The organism is Mycobacterium sp. NGS62 (assembly GCF_059812285.1).
In genome coordinates, this window is the sequence record NZ_JCALCK010000002.1 from 263,171 (window position 1) to 278,616 (window position 15,446).

Here is a 15,446-nt window from a genome sequence, read left to right on the forward strand (position 1 = left end):
CCTAGGTGTCGGCGATCCCTGCGCCCGACAGCGCGGGGATGGTGTCTTCGCGGCGCAGCAGCGAGGCGGCTGCCGTCTTGAATTGGGCAAGCTTGTCGATGATGGTTTGCGCTTCGGGTCGGTGACCCCAGATGCTGATTCCTTGATATGTCGTGGGCTCCCAGGTCGTTTCGTCGACCACGACGGGGTTCCAGCCGACTTCCCATTCGAAACCCGATGGCGTGATGGCGTAGTACGACAGTTCGCGGTCATTGGTGTGCTGACCGACGGCCAGTGCCATGGGGAATCCGAGCTCCTTGACCCGTTGATAGGAGGCGGTCATGTCGTCGAGGTCGGCGACCTGGATGTTGAGGTGCTGGACGCGGGTACGGACCGGGTTTACGGGCAGCCGGTTCACTGCGGCTATCGCCACCGAATGGTGGCGTTGGTTGACTCGTAGGAATCGGATCTTGAGCTTGACGCCGCTAATGGTTTCGTCGATGTAGTCGGACAGGCGGGCGTCGAACACGGTGTTGTAGTAGCCGCGCAGCTGCTGCGGCTTCTTTGACGTCACCGCGACATGGCCAATGCCGCCGTCGCCGGTGATGAACCCGCCGACCTGCATGGCCAACGGTGTATCGCTGGTTCGGGCCCGGGTGAAAACTTCTTGTACCAACCCGTTGGGTCCGGGGAACCGCACGAGGCGCTCGACGCCCCGCAGCGCGGCCTCTTCTGCGGTGCCCTCGGTGATGGGAACACCATGCCTGGTGACCCGGGTGATGATTTCGTCGAAGGAGCGGTGGTCGTCGAGTTGCCATCCCAGGGCGGTGACATCCTCGGCCGGTCCGCGTTGCAGTAGGAAGCGGCATTCGTTGTCGTCGAGCCGAAACCGCATGACATCGGGCAAAGTGTCGTCCAGATGCATCCCGATGGCGTCTTGGCCGAAGCGGCGCCAGTCGGCGAACCTGTCGGTTTCGACGACGATGTAGCCGAGGTGCACGTTGCCGAAGATGTCCATTAGCCGAAAACCGAGGGTGTGCTGAGGAATTCATTGACGAGCCGGTTGAACAGTTCGGCGCGTTCCCATTGCATCCAGTGGCCGGTGTGCGAGGTCATCACCAGTTCCGCATTGGGCATCAGGTCGAGCAGCATCGGCCCGCCGGCGGGCCGGTTGACCCTGTCGTCGCGGCCCCACAGCACCAGGGTTGGCGTGGCCAGGTGTTTGAGCCGGCGGTCGCGGGTCAGATCCATGCGCCACAGCGTGCGCAGCGCGGTCGGGCCGGACGGTCGGCGCAGCGGCGGGTTCGAGACCACCTCTGGATCGATAGAGGCCTGATACCGCAGCTCGATCAAGTCATCCGGGACCGAAGCGCCGTCGTACACAAGGTGGTTGCGGATGAAGGTTTCCAGCTTGTCGCGGCTGGGGCCGTCGCCGCCGTAGTACGACAGCAGGCTGTTCAGCCCGGCCGTAGGGAGAGCGCGGGTGGTGCCGATACCGCCGGGGCCCATCAGCACCAGTTTTCCGACCCGATGCGGAGTGTCGAGGGCCAGTCGTAAGGCTGCCGCGCCGCCGTAGGAGTTACCGACGAGATGTGCGGTGTCGATGCCGAGTTCGTCGAGCACGCCGCGGATCATGTCGGCGAGGTAGCCGAACGGATCGCCTTGGTCGACGCCTTTGACCGAGCGGCCGTAGCCGGGCATGTCGGGCACGATCACCCGGAACTGCTGCGCAAGCGCATCGATGTTGCGCGAGTAGTTGGACACGCCGGTGGCGCCGGGTCCGCCGCCGTGGAGCATGACCACCGCTGGGCCGCTGCCGGTTTCGGTGAGGAAGATCGGCTTTCCGGCGATGGTGACGGTGTGTTCGATCGGGTTCGCTGTCGTCATGCGGAGACTCCGGTATCGATGCGGAGCCTCGGTGGTGGCGCCAGGGGCTGCCCGGGTTTGGCTGCGGTATAGATGAATCCGTCCGGCCGCAGCACCACGGCCGTGGCTTTCTTGCGCTGTAGCCAGCGGACGAGGCTGGGCTCGTCGATCCGGAGTGCCGGCACTCCCAGTTCGGTCCAAGTGTGCATGCCGGGCGGCGGTGCGCCGATGTGCAATACCGCCCAGCGCCCGCCGAGAACGTCGTCGAGGCGGACGTTTTCGCCCTTGGCGTCGGTCACCCAGGGTTGGGGGATCTGCCAGCCGACCGCGCGGTGCCTGCCGGCGGCGAAGAAGCCGTCGGTGTAGCGCGCATCGGGAATCCAGGTCAGCTTCTGCACGCCGGCCTCCAAACCGGGCACGCGCGACAGGGTCCGCATCACGTGATTACGGACGCTGGCGATGGCCTGGTTGCGCTCGGTGATGATCCGGCCGACGAAGCATGCGCGGCGGGCGACCTCGGTGACGTGCGGTTTGCGTTCGGCCTGGTAGGAATCCAGCAACGAGTCCGGTGCTTGTCCTCTGACGACAGCGGCCAGCTTCCAGCACAGGTTGGCCGCGTCGCGAACGCCTGCCGACATTCCCTGCCCGATCCATGGCGGCATGGCGTGCGCGGCGTCGCCGGCCAGAAAGACCCGTCCCGCCCGCCACCGGTCGGCGACGCGGACGTGGTGGCTGTAGATCACCGCGCGCAGGATCTTGACGTGTTGCGGAGTGACGCCCTGATCGCCGAGGACCTTCCAAATCGCCGCTTCACTCAGCAGCTCCTTGTCATCCTCACCCGCGTGCGCCGGGTACTCCCACCGGTGGTGGCCGAGCGGGGTCGGGCAGTCGACCGTCGGCCGGGCGGGGTTGGCGTGGAACCGCAACCGATCGTGGGCATCCCACTCCTCGAGGACCTTGGTGTCGATGACCACCCATCGCTCGGCATAGGTGCGGCCCGAATAACCGACACCGAGCTGACCGCGAGTCGGTGACGACCCGCCGTCCGCGGCGATCACATACGACGCTCGCAACCGCTTGAAGGTGTCGGTGCGCAAGTCGGCCAGCATGAGCTCGACGTCGTCGCCCTTCGGCAGCACACGTAGACATTCGTGTTCCAGGAGGACGTCGACGTCGGCAAAGCGCTGGACGCCCTCACGCAGGACACGGTCGACGGCCGGCTGATACAAGAACTGCTGCGGTGGATGGCCCGACCCGCGTGAGGTGATGGTGGTTTCGATGAAAGGCACGCCGGCGGCGTCGACGAAGGCCACCGGCCGGTCAGGCAGCATGTCTTGCTGCAGGCGCTCGGACAGGCCGACGGATTGCCAGATCCGCATCACTTCCTCGTCGGTGGAGATCGCCCTGGCGCGGCCGTAAATATCCGGATCACGCTCGACCACAAGGACTTTCAGGCCCAGGCGGCCTAACAGGTTTGCGGCCGTGGCGCCGGTCGGTCCGTAGCCGATCACCGCTACGTCGTAGATATCGGGGGTGGTCACAGGTCTGCCGCCTCGTTGAGCTTGTGCTGTAGTGATCACTACGGTAATGTAGCGATCACTACGGAGTCAATACCCAAACCCATGGAGCGGGAGATGGCGCAGAAGCAACAGCCCAAGCCGCGCCGAAAGCGCGCCGACGGCGAGCTGTCGCGCGAACGGATCCTCGACGCCGCCACCGAGATCGCCGCAGAACGCGGCTACGAGGGCACCAGCATCGCGCTGGTCAGCGCGAAATGCGGGCTGCCGGCCAGCTCCATCTACTGGCATTTCAAGGACAAGGACGACCTGATCGCGGCCGTGATCGAGCGCAGTTTCGACAGGTGGCTCTCCGCTTGGCAGGTCCCCGAGGTGGGCGCAGCGGAAGACCGTGCGGTGGGCATGGCGGTGCAAGTCGCCAAGGCACTACTGGAATCGCCCGACTTCATCCGACTGGGGCTGATGTTGGCTCTGGAGCGCCGGCCCGTCGAAGCCCGTGCCAGGGCAATGTTTTTGCAAACTCGGGCTCAGGCTTTCTACCAACTGACCCAGACCATTCGGGAGCTCACGCCCGAGCTCAGCGACGCCGACGTGAACCAACTCGCCAGCTACGCGCTGGCCGGGGCGGACGGGCTGTTCATCGCCAAGGAGGTCGGCGGCGACACGGTGGACCTACTGGCCTTGTTCGAGTTGCACGCGCGGGCCGTGCTCGCCGCCGCTCGTCGGCTGATCGACGAAAAGGCGAAACCATGACGTCACAAGGTAAATGGCCGGTGGCCATCATCGGGTCGGGCAACATCGGCACCGACCTGATGATGAAGATTCTGGGCAGCGACGGTCCGCTCACGGTAGCCGCCATGGTGGGCATCGACCCCAGTTCCGACGGGCTTGGCCGCGCGGCGCGCATGGGGGTGCCGGTCACCGCCCGCGGTGTCGACGGCCTGCTGACCATGTCTCAATTCGACGACATCAGACTCGTTTTCGACGCCACCTCCGCCGGAGCGCACCGGGCCAATTGGCCCAAACTGGCCGGCGCCGGCGTGCGGATACTGGACCTCACCCCCGCCTCGATCGGGCCGTACTGCGTGCCGGTGGTCAATCTCGACGACCACCTCGACGCGCCGAACTTGAACATGGTCACCTGCGGCGGGCAGGCCACCGTGCCGATTGTCGCCGCCGTCGCACAGTCGGGGATCGTGTCCTACGCCGAAATCGTGTCGTCGATCTCATCGCGGTCGGCCGGCCCGGGCACCCGCGCCAACATCGACGAGTTCACCGAAACCACCACTGCTGCACTACAGCTCGTCGGAAAAGCGCAGCGCGGTAAGGCGGTGATGATCCTCAACCCCGCCGACCCGCCGATCCTGATGCGCAACACGGTGTACTGCCTGGTCGACGGGCACGCCGATCATGAGCGGATCGAGGCGGATGTACTGGCCATGGTCGAGCGGGTCAAAGATTATGTGCCAGGTTACCGGCTCAGGCAGCGTGTCCAGTTCGAAACGTTCAGCGTCAACAATCCGCTCTACATCCCGGAAGCCGGCAAGTTCACCGGCACCCGCATCACCGTGCTGCTCGAAGTCGCCGGCGCCGCAGACTATCTGCCCGCCTATGCCGGCAACCTCGACATCATGACCTCGGCCGCCAAGGCGACCGCCGAGCGCATCGCCGGAGCGACCTCATGATCTATGTCAGCGACGTCACGTTGCGCGACGGCATGCATGCCGTGCGACATCAATACACCATCGAGCAGGCCACCACGATCGCCGCGGCGCTTGATGCCGCCGGTGTTGATTCCATCGAAGTTGCCCACGGTGACGGGCTGGGCGGATCCAGCTGCATCTACGGTTTCGGCGCCCACACCGACCTGGAGTGGATCGAAGCCGTGGCGGGAGTCGTGCGCCGTGCCAGGGTCGCCACCCTGGTACTGCCGGGCATCGGCAGCGTGCGCAACCTCAAGGACGCCCACCGTGCCGGGGCCACCGTCGTGCGGGTGGCCACCCACTGCACCGAAGCCGACATCTGCGCCATGCACATCGCAGCCGCCCGCGAACTCGGCATGGACACGGTCGGCTTCCTCATGATGAGCCACCTGACCACGCCTGCCGCGCTGGCCGGGCAGGCCAAGCTCATGGAAGGCTACGGCGCCACCTGTGTTTATGTCGTTGACTCCGGTGGCGCCATGACCATGGACGATGTCGCCGACCGCGTCGACGCTCTGCGCCAAAGCTTACTGCCCACAACGGAAATCGGGATCCACGCCCACCACAACCTGTCGCTGGGCGTGGCTAACTCGATTGTCGCGGTCGAACACGGCGCCCACCGGGTCGACGCGTCTTTGACGGGCATGGGCGCCGGCGCCGGCAACGCCCCGCTCGAGGTGTTCATCGCCGCGGCGGCCAAGCTCGGCTGGGAGCATGGCTGCGACTTGTACGCCCTAGAGGACGCCGCCGATGACATCGTGCGACCGTTGCAGGGGCGCCCGGTGCGGGTGGATCGGGAAACGCTGACTCTCGGGTATGCCGGGGTGTACTCGAGCTTCCTGCGTCACGCCGAAGCCGCCGCCGACCGCTACGGCGTCGACGCGCGGACCCTGCTCGAAGAGGCCGGCCGGCGCGGTATGGTCGGTGGGCAGGAGGACATGCTTGTCGACATCGCACTTGACTTCGCCGCCGAGAGGCGAACCGGCGCAATGAAGCTAGCGGATCAGCCCTTCTGATAGCTCCCGGGAGACGTCGCACGTTTTGGTCGCGGCCGCGGCGAAGCTCATCGTTGCGGCGCCAGTGCAGCAAAGATCCGGCGTCCGATCCAGTGTGGCAGAACGCTGAGGACCGCAGCGGACAGCTTATACGGCTTCCCGGGGACGGATATCGACCTGCCCGACGCGGCGGCGCCCAGGGCCTCTGAGGCCACCTGCTCGGGGCGCAGGATAAGCCATTTTGGGACGCGCTCAAGAGCGCGGTCGAGGCCGGCACGGGACGTGAATCCCGTTTGCACATAACCTGGCATCACGGTTGTGATGGTGATAGGCGAGTTGCGAGTTTCTTCATAGAGGGATTGGCAGAGACTGTTGACAAAGGCTTTTGTCGCTCCGTACACGGAGTGGTAAGGAGTGGGCTGAAGTCCATCCATCGACGAGACGGTGATTATGGCTCCCCGCGCTTGCGCCTTCATGCGTTCGAGTGCCCGCCGTGTAAGTCGCAGTGGCGCAAGTATGTTAACGGCGATCGTACGGAGTTCGGCGTCGAAGTCGGTGTGCGAGAATGGACCGAAGGTGCCGATGCCCGCATTGTTCACCAGCAGATCGATGAATGGGTCGGTATCGAGGCGCTGTTCAACGGCTTTGAGAGAATCCGCGTCCGAAAGATCGGCGGGCAACACCTCGACCGCGACCTGGTAGCAGGCTGTTAATTCGGTGGCCAACGCCTGCAGGCGGTCCGCGTCACGTGCGACTAGGACGAGGTCGACGCCGCGACGTGCCAGGTTGCGGGCGAATGCGGTACCGATGCCAGCCGAGGCGCCGGTTACAAGCGCGCGGTTCCACGGTGCGCGAGGCGCAGGTCCGTCGGTGGTGTTGCTCATGCAGTGAGGCTCCTGTTTGGTGGCTGTCGTCATCCAGCCCGGGTAAGCCGCACGTTGATCCTCTTGACGGCTGCTGTAAGAAGGAACTGGTAGTGCGGACCGAGGATTCGGCCGAGCGTGTCCAGCACTCTTGCGTCGGCGCCGATGAGGACTCGGGCCCGGTTCTTGAGGATGCCGTTGATGATGTCGTCAGCTGCTTGCCCGGCGCTGGTTCGTGCCATGTAGTTCTCGAAGAATTCGACGTGCCTCGCCTGGTCGCGATGGCCTGCCAGTCCGGCATTGCGGGCAATGTCGGTCTTGATGTTGCCCGGGTGCACGCAGGTTACTGCGACCTTGTGGCGGTTGACGAGCATCTCCTGCCGCAGCGCTTCGGTGAAGCCGCGGACAGCGAACTTGGAGGCGCAGTACTGCGACTGGCCGGCGATACCGAGCAGGCCATCGACCGACGACATGTTGACCAGGTGTCCATCGCCGGAGGCGATTAGGTGCGGCAGAAATTCCTTGGTCCCATTGATGACACCCCAAAAGTTGACGTCCATGATCCACTCGAACTGCTCGTAGGTCATCTCCTCGAAGAAGCCGAAAAATCCCACCCCGGCATTGTTGATGACCACGTTGACAACGCCGAATTCCTCGGCGACAGAGGTGGCATACGCCGCCATCGCCTCGCGGTTGCGGACGTCGAGATTGTCAGCGCGGGACTCGATGCCGTGCCTGGCCTTGATCTGAGCAGCGGTATCGGCCAGGCCTTCGACCGCCCAGTCGGACAGTGCGAGGCGTGCGCCGTTGCTCGCGGCGTTGAGGGCAAGGGCACGGCCGATGCCCGATCCCGCCCCGGTGATGACCACGACCTTGCGGTCAAGCGACTTCATGTTTGCAATTGCTTTCCCCGACGTTGCCTGGCGAGCACCGCCACAAGGACGCGGTTGGGCACGACCTGCGCCGCGCGCCCGACGAGCCGGGCTGCCCAGCCAGGAATGACGGTGCCGCGGTCTTTCTGCAAGGCGTCGATGCCGGTGCGCGCCACCGCGCGTGGGGACACGTACATGACTTTCGGCAGACCGAGCGCAGTTTCGTCGATGCCTGCGGCACTGAGGAATTCGGTGTGCACGGGACCCGGGCAGACGGTGGCGATGGTGACGCCGGTGCCGGCGAGTTCGCCGCGGAGCCCTTCGCCGTAGAGGTAGGTGAAGGCTTTGGTGGCGGCGTAGGCGGCCTGACTCGGTGTGGGGATGAAGCCGCTGACGGATCCGACGTTGAGGATCGCGCCGCGGCCGCGGGGCACCATCTGCTGTACGGCGCGGGTGGTGAGGTCGATGACGGCTTCCACGTTGACACGGGCCTGGGCGATTTCGGCGTCGACAGTGGAGTCGACGACCGCGCCGACGGTACCGATGCCGGCGTTGTTGACCAGGATGTCGACTTCGAGGCCGCGGTCGGCGACTTCGTCGAACAGCCGGGACCGCTGTGTCGGGTCGGCGACGTCGCAGGCGATGACATCGGCGCGGACTTTGTCAGACAGTTCTGTGGCCAGGTTGCGGAGCCGGTCTTCGCGACGGGCCACGAGGGTGACGCCGTAGCCTCGGTCGGCCAGTTCGCGGGCGATGTCGGCTCCGATGCCGGAGGAGGCGCCGGTGACGACGGCAGTGCCGGCAGCTGATGGTGCGGGCAGGCTCATGAGGATCTCTGTTCAGGTGAGCGGCTCGTGAATGCGCGTTGGTAGTAATGGGCGCGGGCAGCGGGATCCAGGTCGCTCGCGATCTTGCCGATTCCCATGGCGAGCAGCACGCGATCGCGGATTCGCCTGCCGACCAAATATCCGAGTCTGATGCCGATCCCCTGGCTGGCCGGCGCGAACACGTTGAATCGGTTGTGCTGCACCGCGTGCACGACGGCGCGCGCACAATCGTCGGGAGTGCCGGTGGGTAGCAGCCGCGATGGTCGGGTGGTGCCGGTAGTCATGGCGGTGGGAATGTATCCAGGGTGCAGAAGCGAAAAGCGCACACCGCTGTCGCGATACTCCAGCGCCATGCACTCGGTGAGCCCGACGACACCGTGTTTGGTGGCGGTGTACACCGAACTTCCCGGTTGCGGGATTCGTCCGGCGGCGGATGCCACGTTGACGATGTGGCCGCATCGGCGCGGCAACATGCGCTGCAGCGCCAACCGGGAGCCGATGATCGGACCCAGCAAGTTGACCGCGACTTCGCGGCGCGAGTCGTGATCGCTGCCCGTGTGGAACGGGCCCATCCAGTCGACACCGGCATTGTTGACCAGCACGTCGAGAGGACCGTGCGCGGCTTCGGCTGCGTCGAGAAACGTTGCGAACGACGCTTCGTCGGTGACGTCGAGCCCGACGCCGATCGCTGTGCCACCGATCTCCGCGGCCAGGTTGCGCGCCGCGTGCACGTCGAGATCGCCGATGGCCACCCGCGCGCCCCGCTGCGCGAAGTGCTGGGCAATGGCGCGGCCGATGCCGCCGGCGCCGCCGGTCACCGCGACCGATGCGCCGCGTATCGGTGTCATGTGGGGTCCTTGCTGGTAACCCACAACATCTGGCTTTTGCGGGCGCGGATGTCGTCGACGTAGCAGTCGATGGGCTGTCCACCGTGGCGAGCGATGCAGCCGTTGCAGTATCCGCAGACCGGGGCGTCGGGCGTGGGCGCCTGAATGTGTTGGAAGAGGTAGGGATCGGCGATGAATGCCCGCGCCGCCGACACCGCGTTGCAACGTCCAGATTCGATGGCGGCTTCCATTCCGGTCGTGGTGTGGAATCCGCCGACGCAGATCACCGGAATCTCGAGTGCAGCGGTGAATAGTCCGGCCTGCGCAAGATTGAAGCCCTCGCCGCCCGGCGCCAACCGTTCTGCGACACGTTCGATCACCGGCGCCAGGGCGAGCATCGCCGTGCGGCGATACCGGGGCAATTCAGCGGCCGCACCTTCGGTGACCTCCGCCCTGACGAATCCCCGGTAGCGGCCCAGAACCGTGGCGGGCCAGGATTCGTAGTGTCCACGCGAGACTTCTACGGCGTCGATCCCTTCGTCCTGCATGGCTTGTGCGACTCGGACGAGGTCGGCGGTGGCGGCTCCGCGACGCAGCGGCATCATGTCGGTGCCGTTGATCTTCAGCAACACCGGGTAGTCGTCACCGACGCGCTTACGGATCGCCCGACAGATCTGGCGCAGCAGCCGCATCCGGTTGTCGAGGCTGCCGCCGTAGTCATCGGTGCGCCGGTTGGTGTGCGGGGTCAAAAACTGGCTGAGCAGATATCCGTGGGCGGCGTGGATCTGCACACCGTCGAACCCGACATCGCGGGCGCGCTGAGCAGCCGTCGCGAAACTATCGATAACACCAGGTATTTCGTCACTGTGCAATGGCCGCGGCTTGGTTCCGAACAGTGGTTCACGTACCGATGACGCCGACACCGTCGGCTGGCCGGGAATCCAAGACTTGACAGTTTGCCGCCCGCCATGGTTCAGCTGGGCGATCAGCAGGCTTCCGCCGCCGTGGGCCAGCTTCACCCAGTCACGCAGGCCCGGTTGCTTGTCGTCGGCGTCGATGCCGGCTTGGCGGCCGGTGGACTTGCCCTGCAACGAGACGTAGAGGTTACCGGTCACGATCAACGGCGTGGCGGCGCGCACCATCGGCTCGTAGAACTCGAGTAGTTCGTCGGTGACGAATCCGTCGTCGCTGGACCGCGTTTCGCTGGTTGCCGATTTGAACAGCCGACCGGCGACGGTGAGAGACCCGATCTGCAGCGGTGTCAGCAGCGGACGGATTGACTCAGCGCTCATGATCCCGAACCCATCCGGATGACGGGCACTGTGCGTTCGACGCTATAGGCGTGCACTGCGGTGACGACGGCGTGCAAATCGGCGACGAGCGCGGCGATCGGGGCCGTGACCAATAGTTCGTCGACGGCTGCCCGGCTGTCGGCGCCGAGCAGTATCGCAGCGTGGTAGCGGTGCTGCGGAGGATTGTCGTGCCCGACACCGGGTGAGGTGTGAGCAAGCCGGGTCCACGGCACAAACGTGTAGGTCCGTAAGTCCCGAGCGCCTGCGTTGAGCAGAGCCGGTCCCATTCGATTGTGTACGAAACTCCGGAACACTGTGCCGCGGATGCCCCGTCGCCGGCGCAGCATCACCGCGACGTGCTGGCCGACGGTGTCGTCGAAACCGTCGGTCCACCAGCGACCGCCACCGGGGCCGGTGGGATGTCCCAGCACTCGGGAGAAGACGTTCTGCTCGTCGAGATAGACCTCGCGCGCGTGCAGGGCTGTGGCCAACATTGCGGCCGCACTGCGGAAACGGATCTCCGCGCAGCCGTCGAAGCGCCAGGTGTCCGCGATTGCGGTGCCGACGCCCGGTGTCGCTGGCCAGAACCCATGGTCGGTGGTAGAGAAGAGGCGCTGGTTGTATTCGAGCAAATTCGGAAGCTTCGTGACCTTCTCGGCATGAGTGCCGGCCCAGTAGGCTTTGGCGTTCTCCCGGGAAAGGTCGTCTCGCAGCATCAGCGGCGAAAGCATGGACGTGGTGCGAGTGGGGCCGGTCATCCGTCAGCTCTCCGTGATGCGGTAGTCGAGGGCATAGCGCGTCAGGATGTTGTCGATCAGCCGGCGGTCGGCACAGTGGTCGACCGCGATGGTGACGACGGTGGCGGCGTCTTCGGTGCCGGCCTCCACGGTGCGGATGCCCGAGACCTCGGACAGGGCGTCGACAACGGCGGCGCAGGCAGCGTCAGCGCGCAGCGGCAGCTTGTAGGGCTTGCCGACCGCGGTCATCGGAATGGTGTCGACGACGGTGACGGTCTTTGGCGCTGCGGCGGGTTCGGCGACCAGTTCGCCGGCCCATCGCCGCAACGTGTCAGCGTCGGCGGCGGCGCCCGCACGGAGCGTCACGTACGCGACGGGTACCTCGCCGGCGTGAACGTCAGGCCGGCCGACCGCCGCCGCGGCGGTCACATCGCGGTGGGCGAGCAAGGCATCTTCGATCATCGCGGGGTCGATGTTGTGTCCACCGCGGATGATCAAATCTTTCGCGCGCCCAGCCAAGTACACAAAATCGTCGTCGTCGACCCATGCGAGGTCACCGGTGTCCAGCCAGCCGTCGACCAGCTTGGCGTTGCCGTTCAGCACATAGCCGCGTGCGTCGTGGTCGGTGACATAGCCGGGGAAAACCGTTGGCCCGCTGATCGCCAGGATGCCGGTGGTATCGCGTGGCAGGTCATGCCAGCTGCCGTCGTCGCCGATGTGCACCACCTTGACGTGCTGGTAGGGCAGGCGCTGGCCGACCGAGCCCGGACGTGGGTGGTCGGGAAAGCTGCGCACGCTGGCACACGTCGCCTCGGTCAGTCCGTAGCCCTCGACCAACGGAATGCCGGTGTGTGATTCGAAATCCTTGCGCACCGCGTCCGGGAGTGCGGAGGCACCGACAATGGCCAGCCGCATGCTGGCGATGTCGGCGTCGACCGGGCACTGCGCCAGCACCGAGTACACGGTGGGGACCGCGCTCATTGTCGAAAGCCGGTAGCGCTCGACGATTTTCCAGAAGTTGCCGTACAGTGCCGCGTCCCGGTAACCCAGCGGCCCTGCCCACACCACCTGCTGTCCGCGCAGCAGCGGAGCCAGCGTGGTCACCACCAGCGCGTTGACGTGAAACAGTGGCAACCCCGCGAATACCACTGAATCCTCGTCGAGCGACGTGTTGGCGGCGACCATCCACGCGTCGGTCACCTCGTTGGCATGGGTGTGAGCAGCCAGCTTGGGGGCGCCGGTGGTACCACCGGTGTGGAACAAGGCCGCCAAATCACCCGCTTCGGGCGCTGCCCCGGAAAATCCTGCGTCGTCGTACTTCTCGGCCAGTACGTCGAGGTAGCCGACGGCCGCGCCCGGCAGCGTCGGGGCGCCATTACCACGTGATTCATCACCGGTCGGGCGCAGCAGCAGCACCGTATCGACCAGGCCGGCCTCGACCAGCCGCGTGGCGATCTGCCAGCCGGTCGGATCCAATTCCGGTGCAGCAGCGACCAGCACACGCGCACCGGAACGTCGGACCAGTTCGCTGATGTGCTCGGCGGACAGCGCACCGTTGATGGGTGCGGCGATGCCGGCGAGCTGGGCCGCCAGCGTGGCGGTGATCAACTCGTCGCAATTGGGAGCGATAAGAGCGACGGCGCTGCCGCGCTGTATCCCGATGCCGCGCAGCAGGTTCGCGGTTCTGTGAACGTCTCGCAGCAGCCGACCGAAGGTCCGCTGCGCCGGCTGTTGCCAGCGTTCTCCGTCGGGCAGCACGCTGACAGCGATCCGGTCCGGCCAGCGGGTGACCGCGCGGACCAGCATCTCGTAGGTCGAGGCGGGCAGTCCGCGCTCGGCGAGCGGAATCTGCTCGATCGCACGCAGGTCGGCAGGGCCGGCGTAGTGCGGCCACAGCAGGTCGGCGCTCACGCGTACCTCACGGTGTTGCGCTGGCTGCCGAGGTCGACTGCGCCGTCGTCGGTCGCGATGGCGGCCTCCACCACGTCGCCGTCGTGCAGATACTTGGGGTTGCCGGATTGCCGTTTGAAGAAGGCCTTCCACTTCATCGCCGGTGGCAGCAGCGAGCCGATGATCTCGATCGGCTTGGGTGGGGAACTCAGCGCGGTGCCGGCGGGCGTGCCGGTCATGATCAGGTCGCCGGCAGCCAGGTCCTGGAAGCGGGTCAACGACTGCAGCGCCTGAGCCGGCCGATACAGCATGTCGGGTTCGACCAGCATGTCTTGGCGCAGTTCACCGTTCACCCGCAGTCGCAGCCGAAGGTCGCCGAAGCGTTTCAGTTCGTTCGCGTCGAGCAGCACCAATGCGGGCCCGACCGGGGTGAAGGTGGGGTAGGACTTGGCCTCGTAGAACTGGGTCTGTGGCAACTGGATGTCGCGGGCCGACACATCGTTGGTCACCACCAATCCGGCGACGACGTCGGACCAGTTCGATTCGGAAACGGTTGTGCCGACGGGAATGTCGCGGCTGACGACCAGGCCGATCTCGACTTCGTAGTCCAGGAAGCGGACGTGGGCGGGTTTGACGATGTCATCGAGCGGCCCGGTGACCGAGGCCGACGACTTGCGGAAGAAGGTTAGTGGGATCGTCTTGGGGTCCATGCCGGAGTCTTTGACGTGCGAGGCGTAGTTGGTCATCTGCGCCACCACCCGGCACGGTGTGGTCACCGGCGAGACCAGGTCGAGGCTGTCGACGGGAACGGTTTCGCTGCCCGTGGTGGCGGCCTCGATGGCGGCCCGGTCGGCCAGCAACTCGGCGGTGGTGGCGGCGCTGGTGACGATCCGGGCTGCGCCAGTTGAGGTTTGGACCCACCAGGCATCGAAGGTGCGCAGGACAGTGATGGTCATGACTTGGCAACTTTCAGTAGGCCGATGAGGCGGTGGATGTCGAATTCGTTGTCATCGCGTAGGGCGGTGAGCATGGAGCGGGCTTCGCCGCGGGCGTGTCGCGGGCTGGTGCCCAGGAAGTCTTTGGTGGCCGGTGGTCCCCATTGCGCGAGTCCGGAGGCGGTGAACGGTGCCCAGCCGGGCTCGAGGGAGTTGTCGAACATGTCGCCGTCGGCAAAATGCTCGACCAGGAAGTCGTCGGGGTCGCGCCAGTAGTCGAAGATTTGGCTGCCCTGGATGTGGCGGCCGATGCCCCAGGACCGTTGGTAGCCGTGCTCTTTGAGGTATTCGCCGCCGGCGGCAACCGCGTCGAGGTCACACACTTGGTAGGCCGAATGCACGTAGCGGTTCGACGGCCCCAGCGCGATCGCCAGCGTGTGGTGATCGGCGGGTATCGAGCCGCGGTCGCAGCGGATGAAGCTCATCGTGGGTCCGCGGTCGCGCTGGCCGGGAAAGAACAGGAAGTCGCTGACGATCATGCCGAGGTTGTCGAGGTACCAGTTCAGCGCCGCAACGTATTTGGTGCTCTGCACCACCACGTGGCCGAGTCGCTGCACCTTGGCGGGCATGCGCGGCGGGCGCTGGGTGGCGTTGACGCGATTGAGGTCGTGGCCGAAGTTGAAGGTGTGGGGCGTCTGCCCGACAAGCCCGTCGAGAGGATGCGTGCCGGCCACGACGCGCACCGGGATGCCGGTGGGATCGACCAGCTCGACCGTCAGCCCGCCGATGGCGTCGGGCAACGGACGAGTTCGCGTGCCGGTCGCCTTTGCCAACCGCACCAGGTCGGCCTCATCCTGCGCGGTGAACGCGATCCCGCGGAAGCGCGTGGTTGCGCCACGGCGGATGATCACACATGGCGCACCCGGGTCGGTGCCGCGCAGCTGCAGCTCGGTGTCGGTGCGCAGGACGGTCGCGAAACCGAAGGCATGCGCGAACGCCTCCGCCCGGGTCAGGTCGGGTTTCTCGAATTCCAGCCAGGCGAGGTCGTGCACCTTGATCACCGGGTCGTGCGACCGTCCAGGATGCTCGCCTTTGTGGGCACCCTGCTCGCTGTGCAGGTCGTGGTGTGCGGTTTTGGTCATC

General features: G+C 65.8%; 15 protein-coding genes. 3 read left to right on the top strand and 12 right to left on the bottom strand.

Annotated features, from left to right (window positions below; genetic code table 11):
- Position 1: 1 nt before the first annotated feature.
- The 3 genes from AC5Y49_RS06090 to AC5Y49_RS06100 are packed head-to-tail and all read right to left on the bottom strand — an operon-like array spanning position 2 to position 3,422.
- Positions 2-997, bottom strand: a complete 996-nt coding sequence (locus AC5Y49_RS06090) for a VOC family protein (protein ID WP_499884888.1) — start codon at positions 995-997, stop codon at positions 2-4.
- The gene (locus tag AC5Y49_RS06095; RefSeq protein ID WP_499884889.1) at positions 997-1,866 is read right to left on the bottom strand and encodes an alpha/beta fold hydrolase; all 870 of its coding nucleotides are present in this window, start codon (positions 1,864-1,866) and stop codon (positions 997-999) included. The genes AC5Y49_RS06090 and AC5Y49_RS06095 overlap by 1 nt, the downstream gene beginning before the upstream one ends.
- The gene (locus AC5Y49_RS06100) at positions 1,863-3,422 is read right to left on the bottom strand and encodes a bifunctional 3-(3-hydroxy-phenyl)propionate/3-hydroxycinnamic acid hydroxylase (RefSeq protein WP_499886276.1); all 1,560 of its coding nucleotides are present in this window, start codon (positions 3,420-3,422) and stop codon (positions 1,863-1,865) included. Before AC5Y49_RS06100 ends, AC5Y49_RS06095 begins: the two co-directional genes overlap by 4 nt.
- Positions 3,423-3,479: 57 nt before the next feature.
- On the opposite strand from AC5Y49_RS06100, the gene AC5Y49_RS06105 reads away from it, so the two are divergent.
- From AC5Y49_RS06105 to dmpG, 3 genes are read left to right on the top strand one after another with little or no spacing between them, the layout of a single operon-like run.
- A complete protein-coding gene (locus tag AC5Y49_RS06105; RefSeq protein WP_499884890.1) occupies positions 3,480-4,115 on the top strand; it encodes a TetR/AcrR family transcriptional regulator in 636 nt (211 codons plus the stop codon).
- Positions 4,112-5,047: an acetaldehyde dehydrogenase (acetylating) gene (locus tag AC5Y49_RS06110; protein ID WP_499884892.1), complete on the top strand. Its 936-nt coding sequence runs from the start codon at positions 4,112-4,114 to the stop codon at positions 5,045-5,047. The genes AC5Y49_RS06105 and AC5Y49_RS06110 overlap by 4 nt, the downstream gene beginning before the upstream one ends.
- Positions 5,044-6,081 (top strand): 4-hydroxy-2-oxovalerate aldolase, encoded by a 1,038-nt coding sequence (gene dmpG, locus AC5Y49_RS06115; RefSeq protein ID WP_499884893.1) that lies wholly within the window; start codon positions 5,044-5,046, stop codon positions 6,079-6,081. Before AC5Y49_RS06110 ends, dmpG begins: the two co-directional genes overlap by 4 nt.
- A 47-nt stretch (positions 6,082-6,128) precedes the next feature.
- Here the strand turns inward: dmpG and AC5Y49_RS06120 are convergent, their stop codons facing one another.
- From AC5Y49_RS06120 to AC5Y49_RS06160, 9 genes are read right to left on the bottom strand one after another with little or no spacing between them, the layout of a single operon-like run.
- Entirely contained in the window at positions 6,129-6,944 is an 816-nt protein-coding gene (locus tag AC5Y49_RS06120) for an SDR family NAD(P)-dependent oxidoreductase (RefSeq protein WP_499884896.1), read from the bottom strand.
- Positions 6,945-6,973: 29 nt separating this feature from the next.
- The gene (locus tag AC5Y49_RS06125; protein WP_499884898.1) at positions 6,974-7,816 is read right to left on the bottom strand and encodes an SDR family NAD(P)-dependent oxidoreductase; all 843 of its coding nucleotides are present in this window, start codon (positions 7,814-7,816) and stop codon (positions 6,974-6,976) included.
- Positions 7,813-8,622, bottom strand: coding sequence for an SDR family NAD(P)-dependent oxidoreductase (locus AC5Y49_RS06130; RefSeq protein WP_499884900.1), 810 nt, complete (start codon positions 8,620-8,622; stop codon positions 7,813-7,815). Before AC5Y49_RS06130 ends, AC5Y49_RS06125 begins: the two co-directional genes overlap by 4 nt.
- Positions 8,619-9,470, bottom strand: a complete 852-nt coding sequence (locus AC5Y49_RS06135; RefSeq protein ID WP_499884902.1) for an SDR family NAD(P)-dependent oxidoreductase — start codon at positions 9,468-9,470, stop codon at positions 8,619-8,621. Before AC5Y49_RS06135 ends, AC5Y49_RS06130 begins: the two co-directional genes overlap by 4 nt.
- Positions 9,467-10,741 (bottom strand): oxidoreductase, encoded by a 1,275-nt coding sequence (locus AC5Y49_RS06140; RefSeq protein ID WP_499884905.1) that lies wholly within the window; start codon positions 10,739-10,741, stop codon positions 9,467-9,469. Before AC5Y49_RS06140 ends, AC5Y49_RS06135 begins: the two co-directional genes overlap by 4 nt.
- Positions 10,738-11,499 (bottom strand): EthD domain-containing protein, encoded by a 762-nt coding sequence (locus AC5Y49_RS06145; RefSeq protein ID WP_499884907.1) that lies wholly within the window; start codon positions 11,497-11,499, stop codon positions 10,738-10,740. Before AC5Y49_RS06145 ends, AC5Y49_RS06140 begins: the two co-directional genes overlap by 4 nt.
- Positions 11,500-11,502: 3 nt before the next feature.
- Entirely contained in the window at positions 11,503-13,389 is a 1,887-nt protein-coding gene (locus tag AC5Y49_RS06150) for an acyl-CoA synthetase (RefSeq protein ID WP_499884909.1), read from the bottom strand.
- Positions 13,386-14,324, bottom strand: a complete 939-nt coding sequence (locus AC5Y49_RS06155) for a fumarylacetoacetate hydrolase family protein (protein WP_499884911.1) — start codon at positions 14,322-14,324, stop codon at positions 13,386-13,388. The genes AC5Y49_RS06150 and AC5Y49_RS06155 overlap by 4 nt, the downstream gene beginning before the upstream one ends.
- Positions 14,321-15,445, bottom strand: a complete 1,125-nt coding sequence (locus tag AC5Y49_RS06160) for a VOC family protein (RefSeq protein ID WP_499884912.1) — start codon at positions 15,443-15,445, stop codon at positions 14,321-14,323. Before AC5Y49_RS06160 ends, AC5Y49_RS06155 begins: the two co-directional genes overlap by 4 nt.
- Position 15,446: the final 1 nt, after the last annotated feature.

Excerpts from the sequence above, each read along its gene's own strand:
- AC5Y49_RS06110 (WP_499884892.1), top strand. The coding sequence starts at position 4,112 with ATGACGTCACAAGGTAAATGGCCGGTGGCCATCATCGGGTCGGGCAAC.
- AC5Y49_RS06120 (WP_499884896.1), bottom strand. The coding sequence starts at position 6,944 with ATGAGCAACACCACCGACGGACCTGCGCCTCGCGCACCGTGGAACCGC.
- AC5Y49_RS06125 (WP_499884898.1), bottom strand. The coding sequence starts at position 7,816 with ATGAAGTCGCTTGACCGCAAGGTCGTGGTCATCACCGGGGCGGGATCG.
- AC5Y49_RS06095 (WP_499884889.1), bottom strand. The coding sequence starts at position 1,866 with ATGACGACAGCGAACCCGATCGAACACACCGTCACCATCGCCGGAAAG.
- AC5Y49_RS06105 (WP_499884890.1), top strand. The coding sequence starts at position 3,480 with ATGGCGCAGAAGCAACAGCCCAAGCCGCGCCGAAAGCGCGCCGACGGC.
- AC5Y49_RS06160 (WP_499884912.1), bottom strand. The coding sequence starts at position 15,445 with ATGACCAAAACCGCACACCACGACCTGCACAGCGAGCAGGGTGCCCAC.
- AC5Y49_RS06135 (WP_499884902.1), bottom strand. The coding sequence starts at position 9,470 with ATGACACCGATACGCGGCGCATCGGTCGCGGTGACCGGCGGCGCCGGC.
- AC5Y49_RS06090 (WP_499884888.1), bottom strand. The coding sequence starts at position 997 with ATGGACATCTTCGGCAACGTGCACCTCGGCTACATCGTCGTCGAAACC.
- AC5Y49_RS06155 (WP_499884911.1), bottom strand. The coding sequence starts at position 14,324 with ATGACCATCACTGTCCTGCGCACCTTCGATGCCTGGTGGGTCCAAACC.
- AC5Y49_RS06140 (WP_499884905.1), bottom strand. The coding sequence starts at position 10,741 with ATGAGCGCTGAGTCAATCCGTCCGCTGCTGACACCGCTGCAGATCGGG.
- AC5Y49_RS06130 (WP_499884900.1), bottom strand. The coding sequence starts at position 8,622 with ATGAGCCTGCCCGCACCATCAGCTGCCGGCACTGCCGTCGTCACCGGC.
- AC5Y49_RS06145 (WP_499884907.1), bottom strand. The coding sequence starts at position 11,499 with ATGACCGGCCCCACTCGCACCACGTCCATGCTTTCGCCGCTGATGCTG.
- dmpG (WP_499884893.1), top strand. The coding sequence starts at position 5,044 with ATGATCTATGTCAGCGACGTCACGTTGCGCGACGGCATGCATGCCGTG.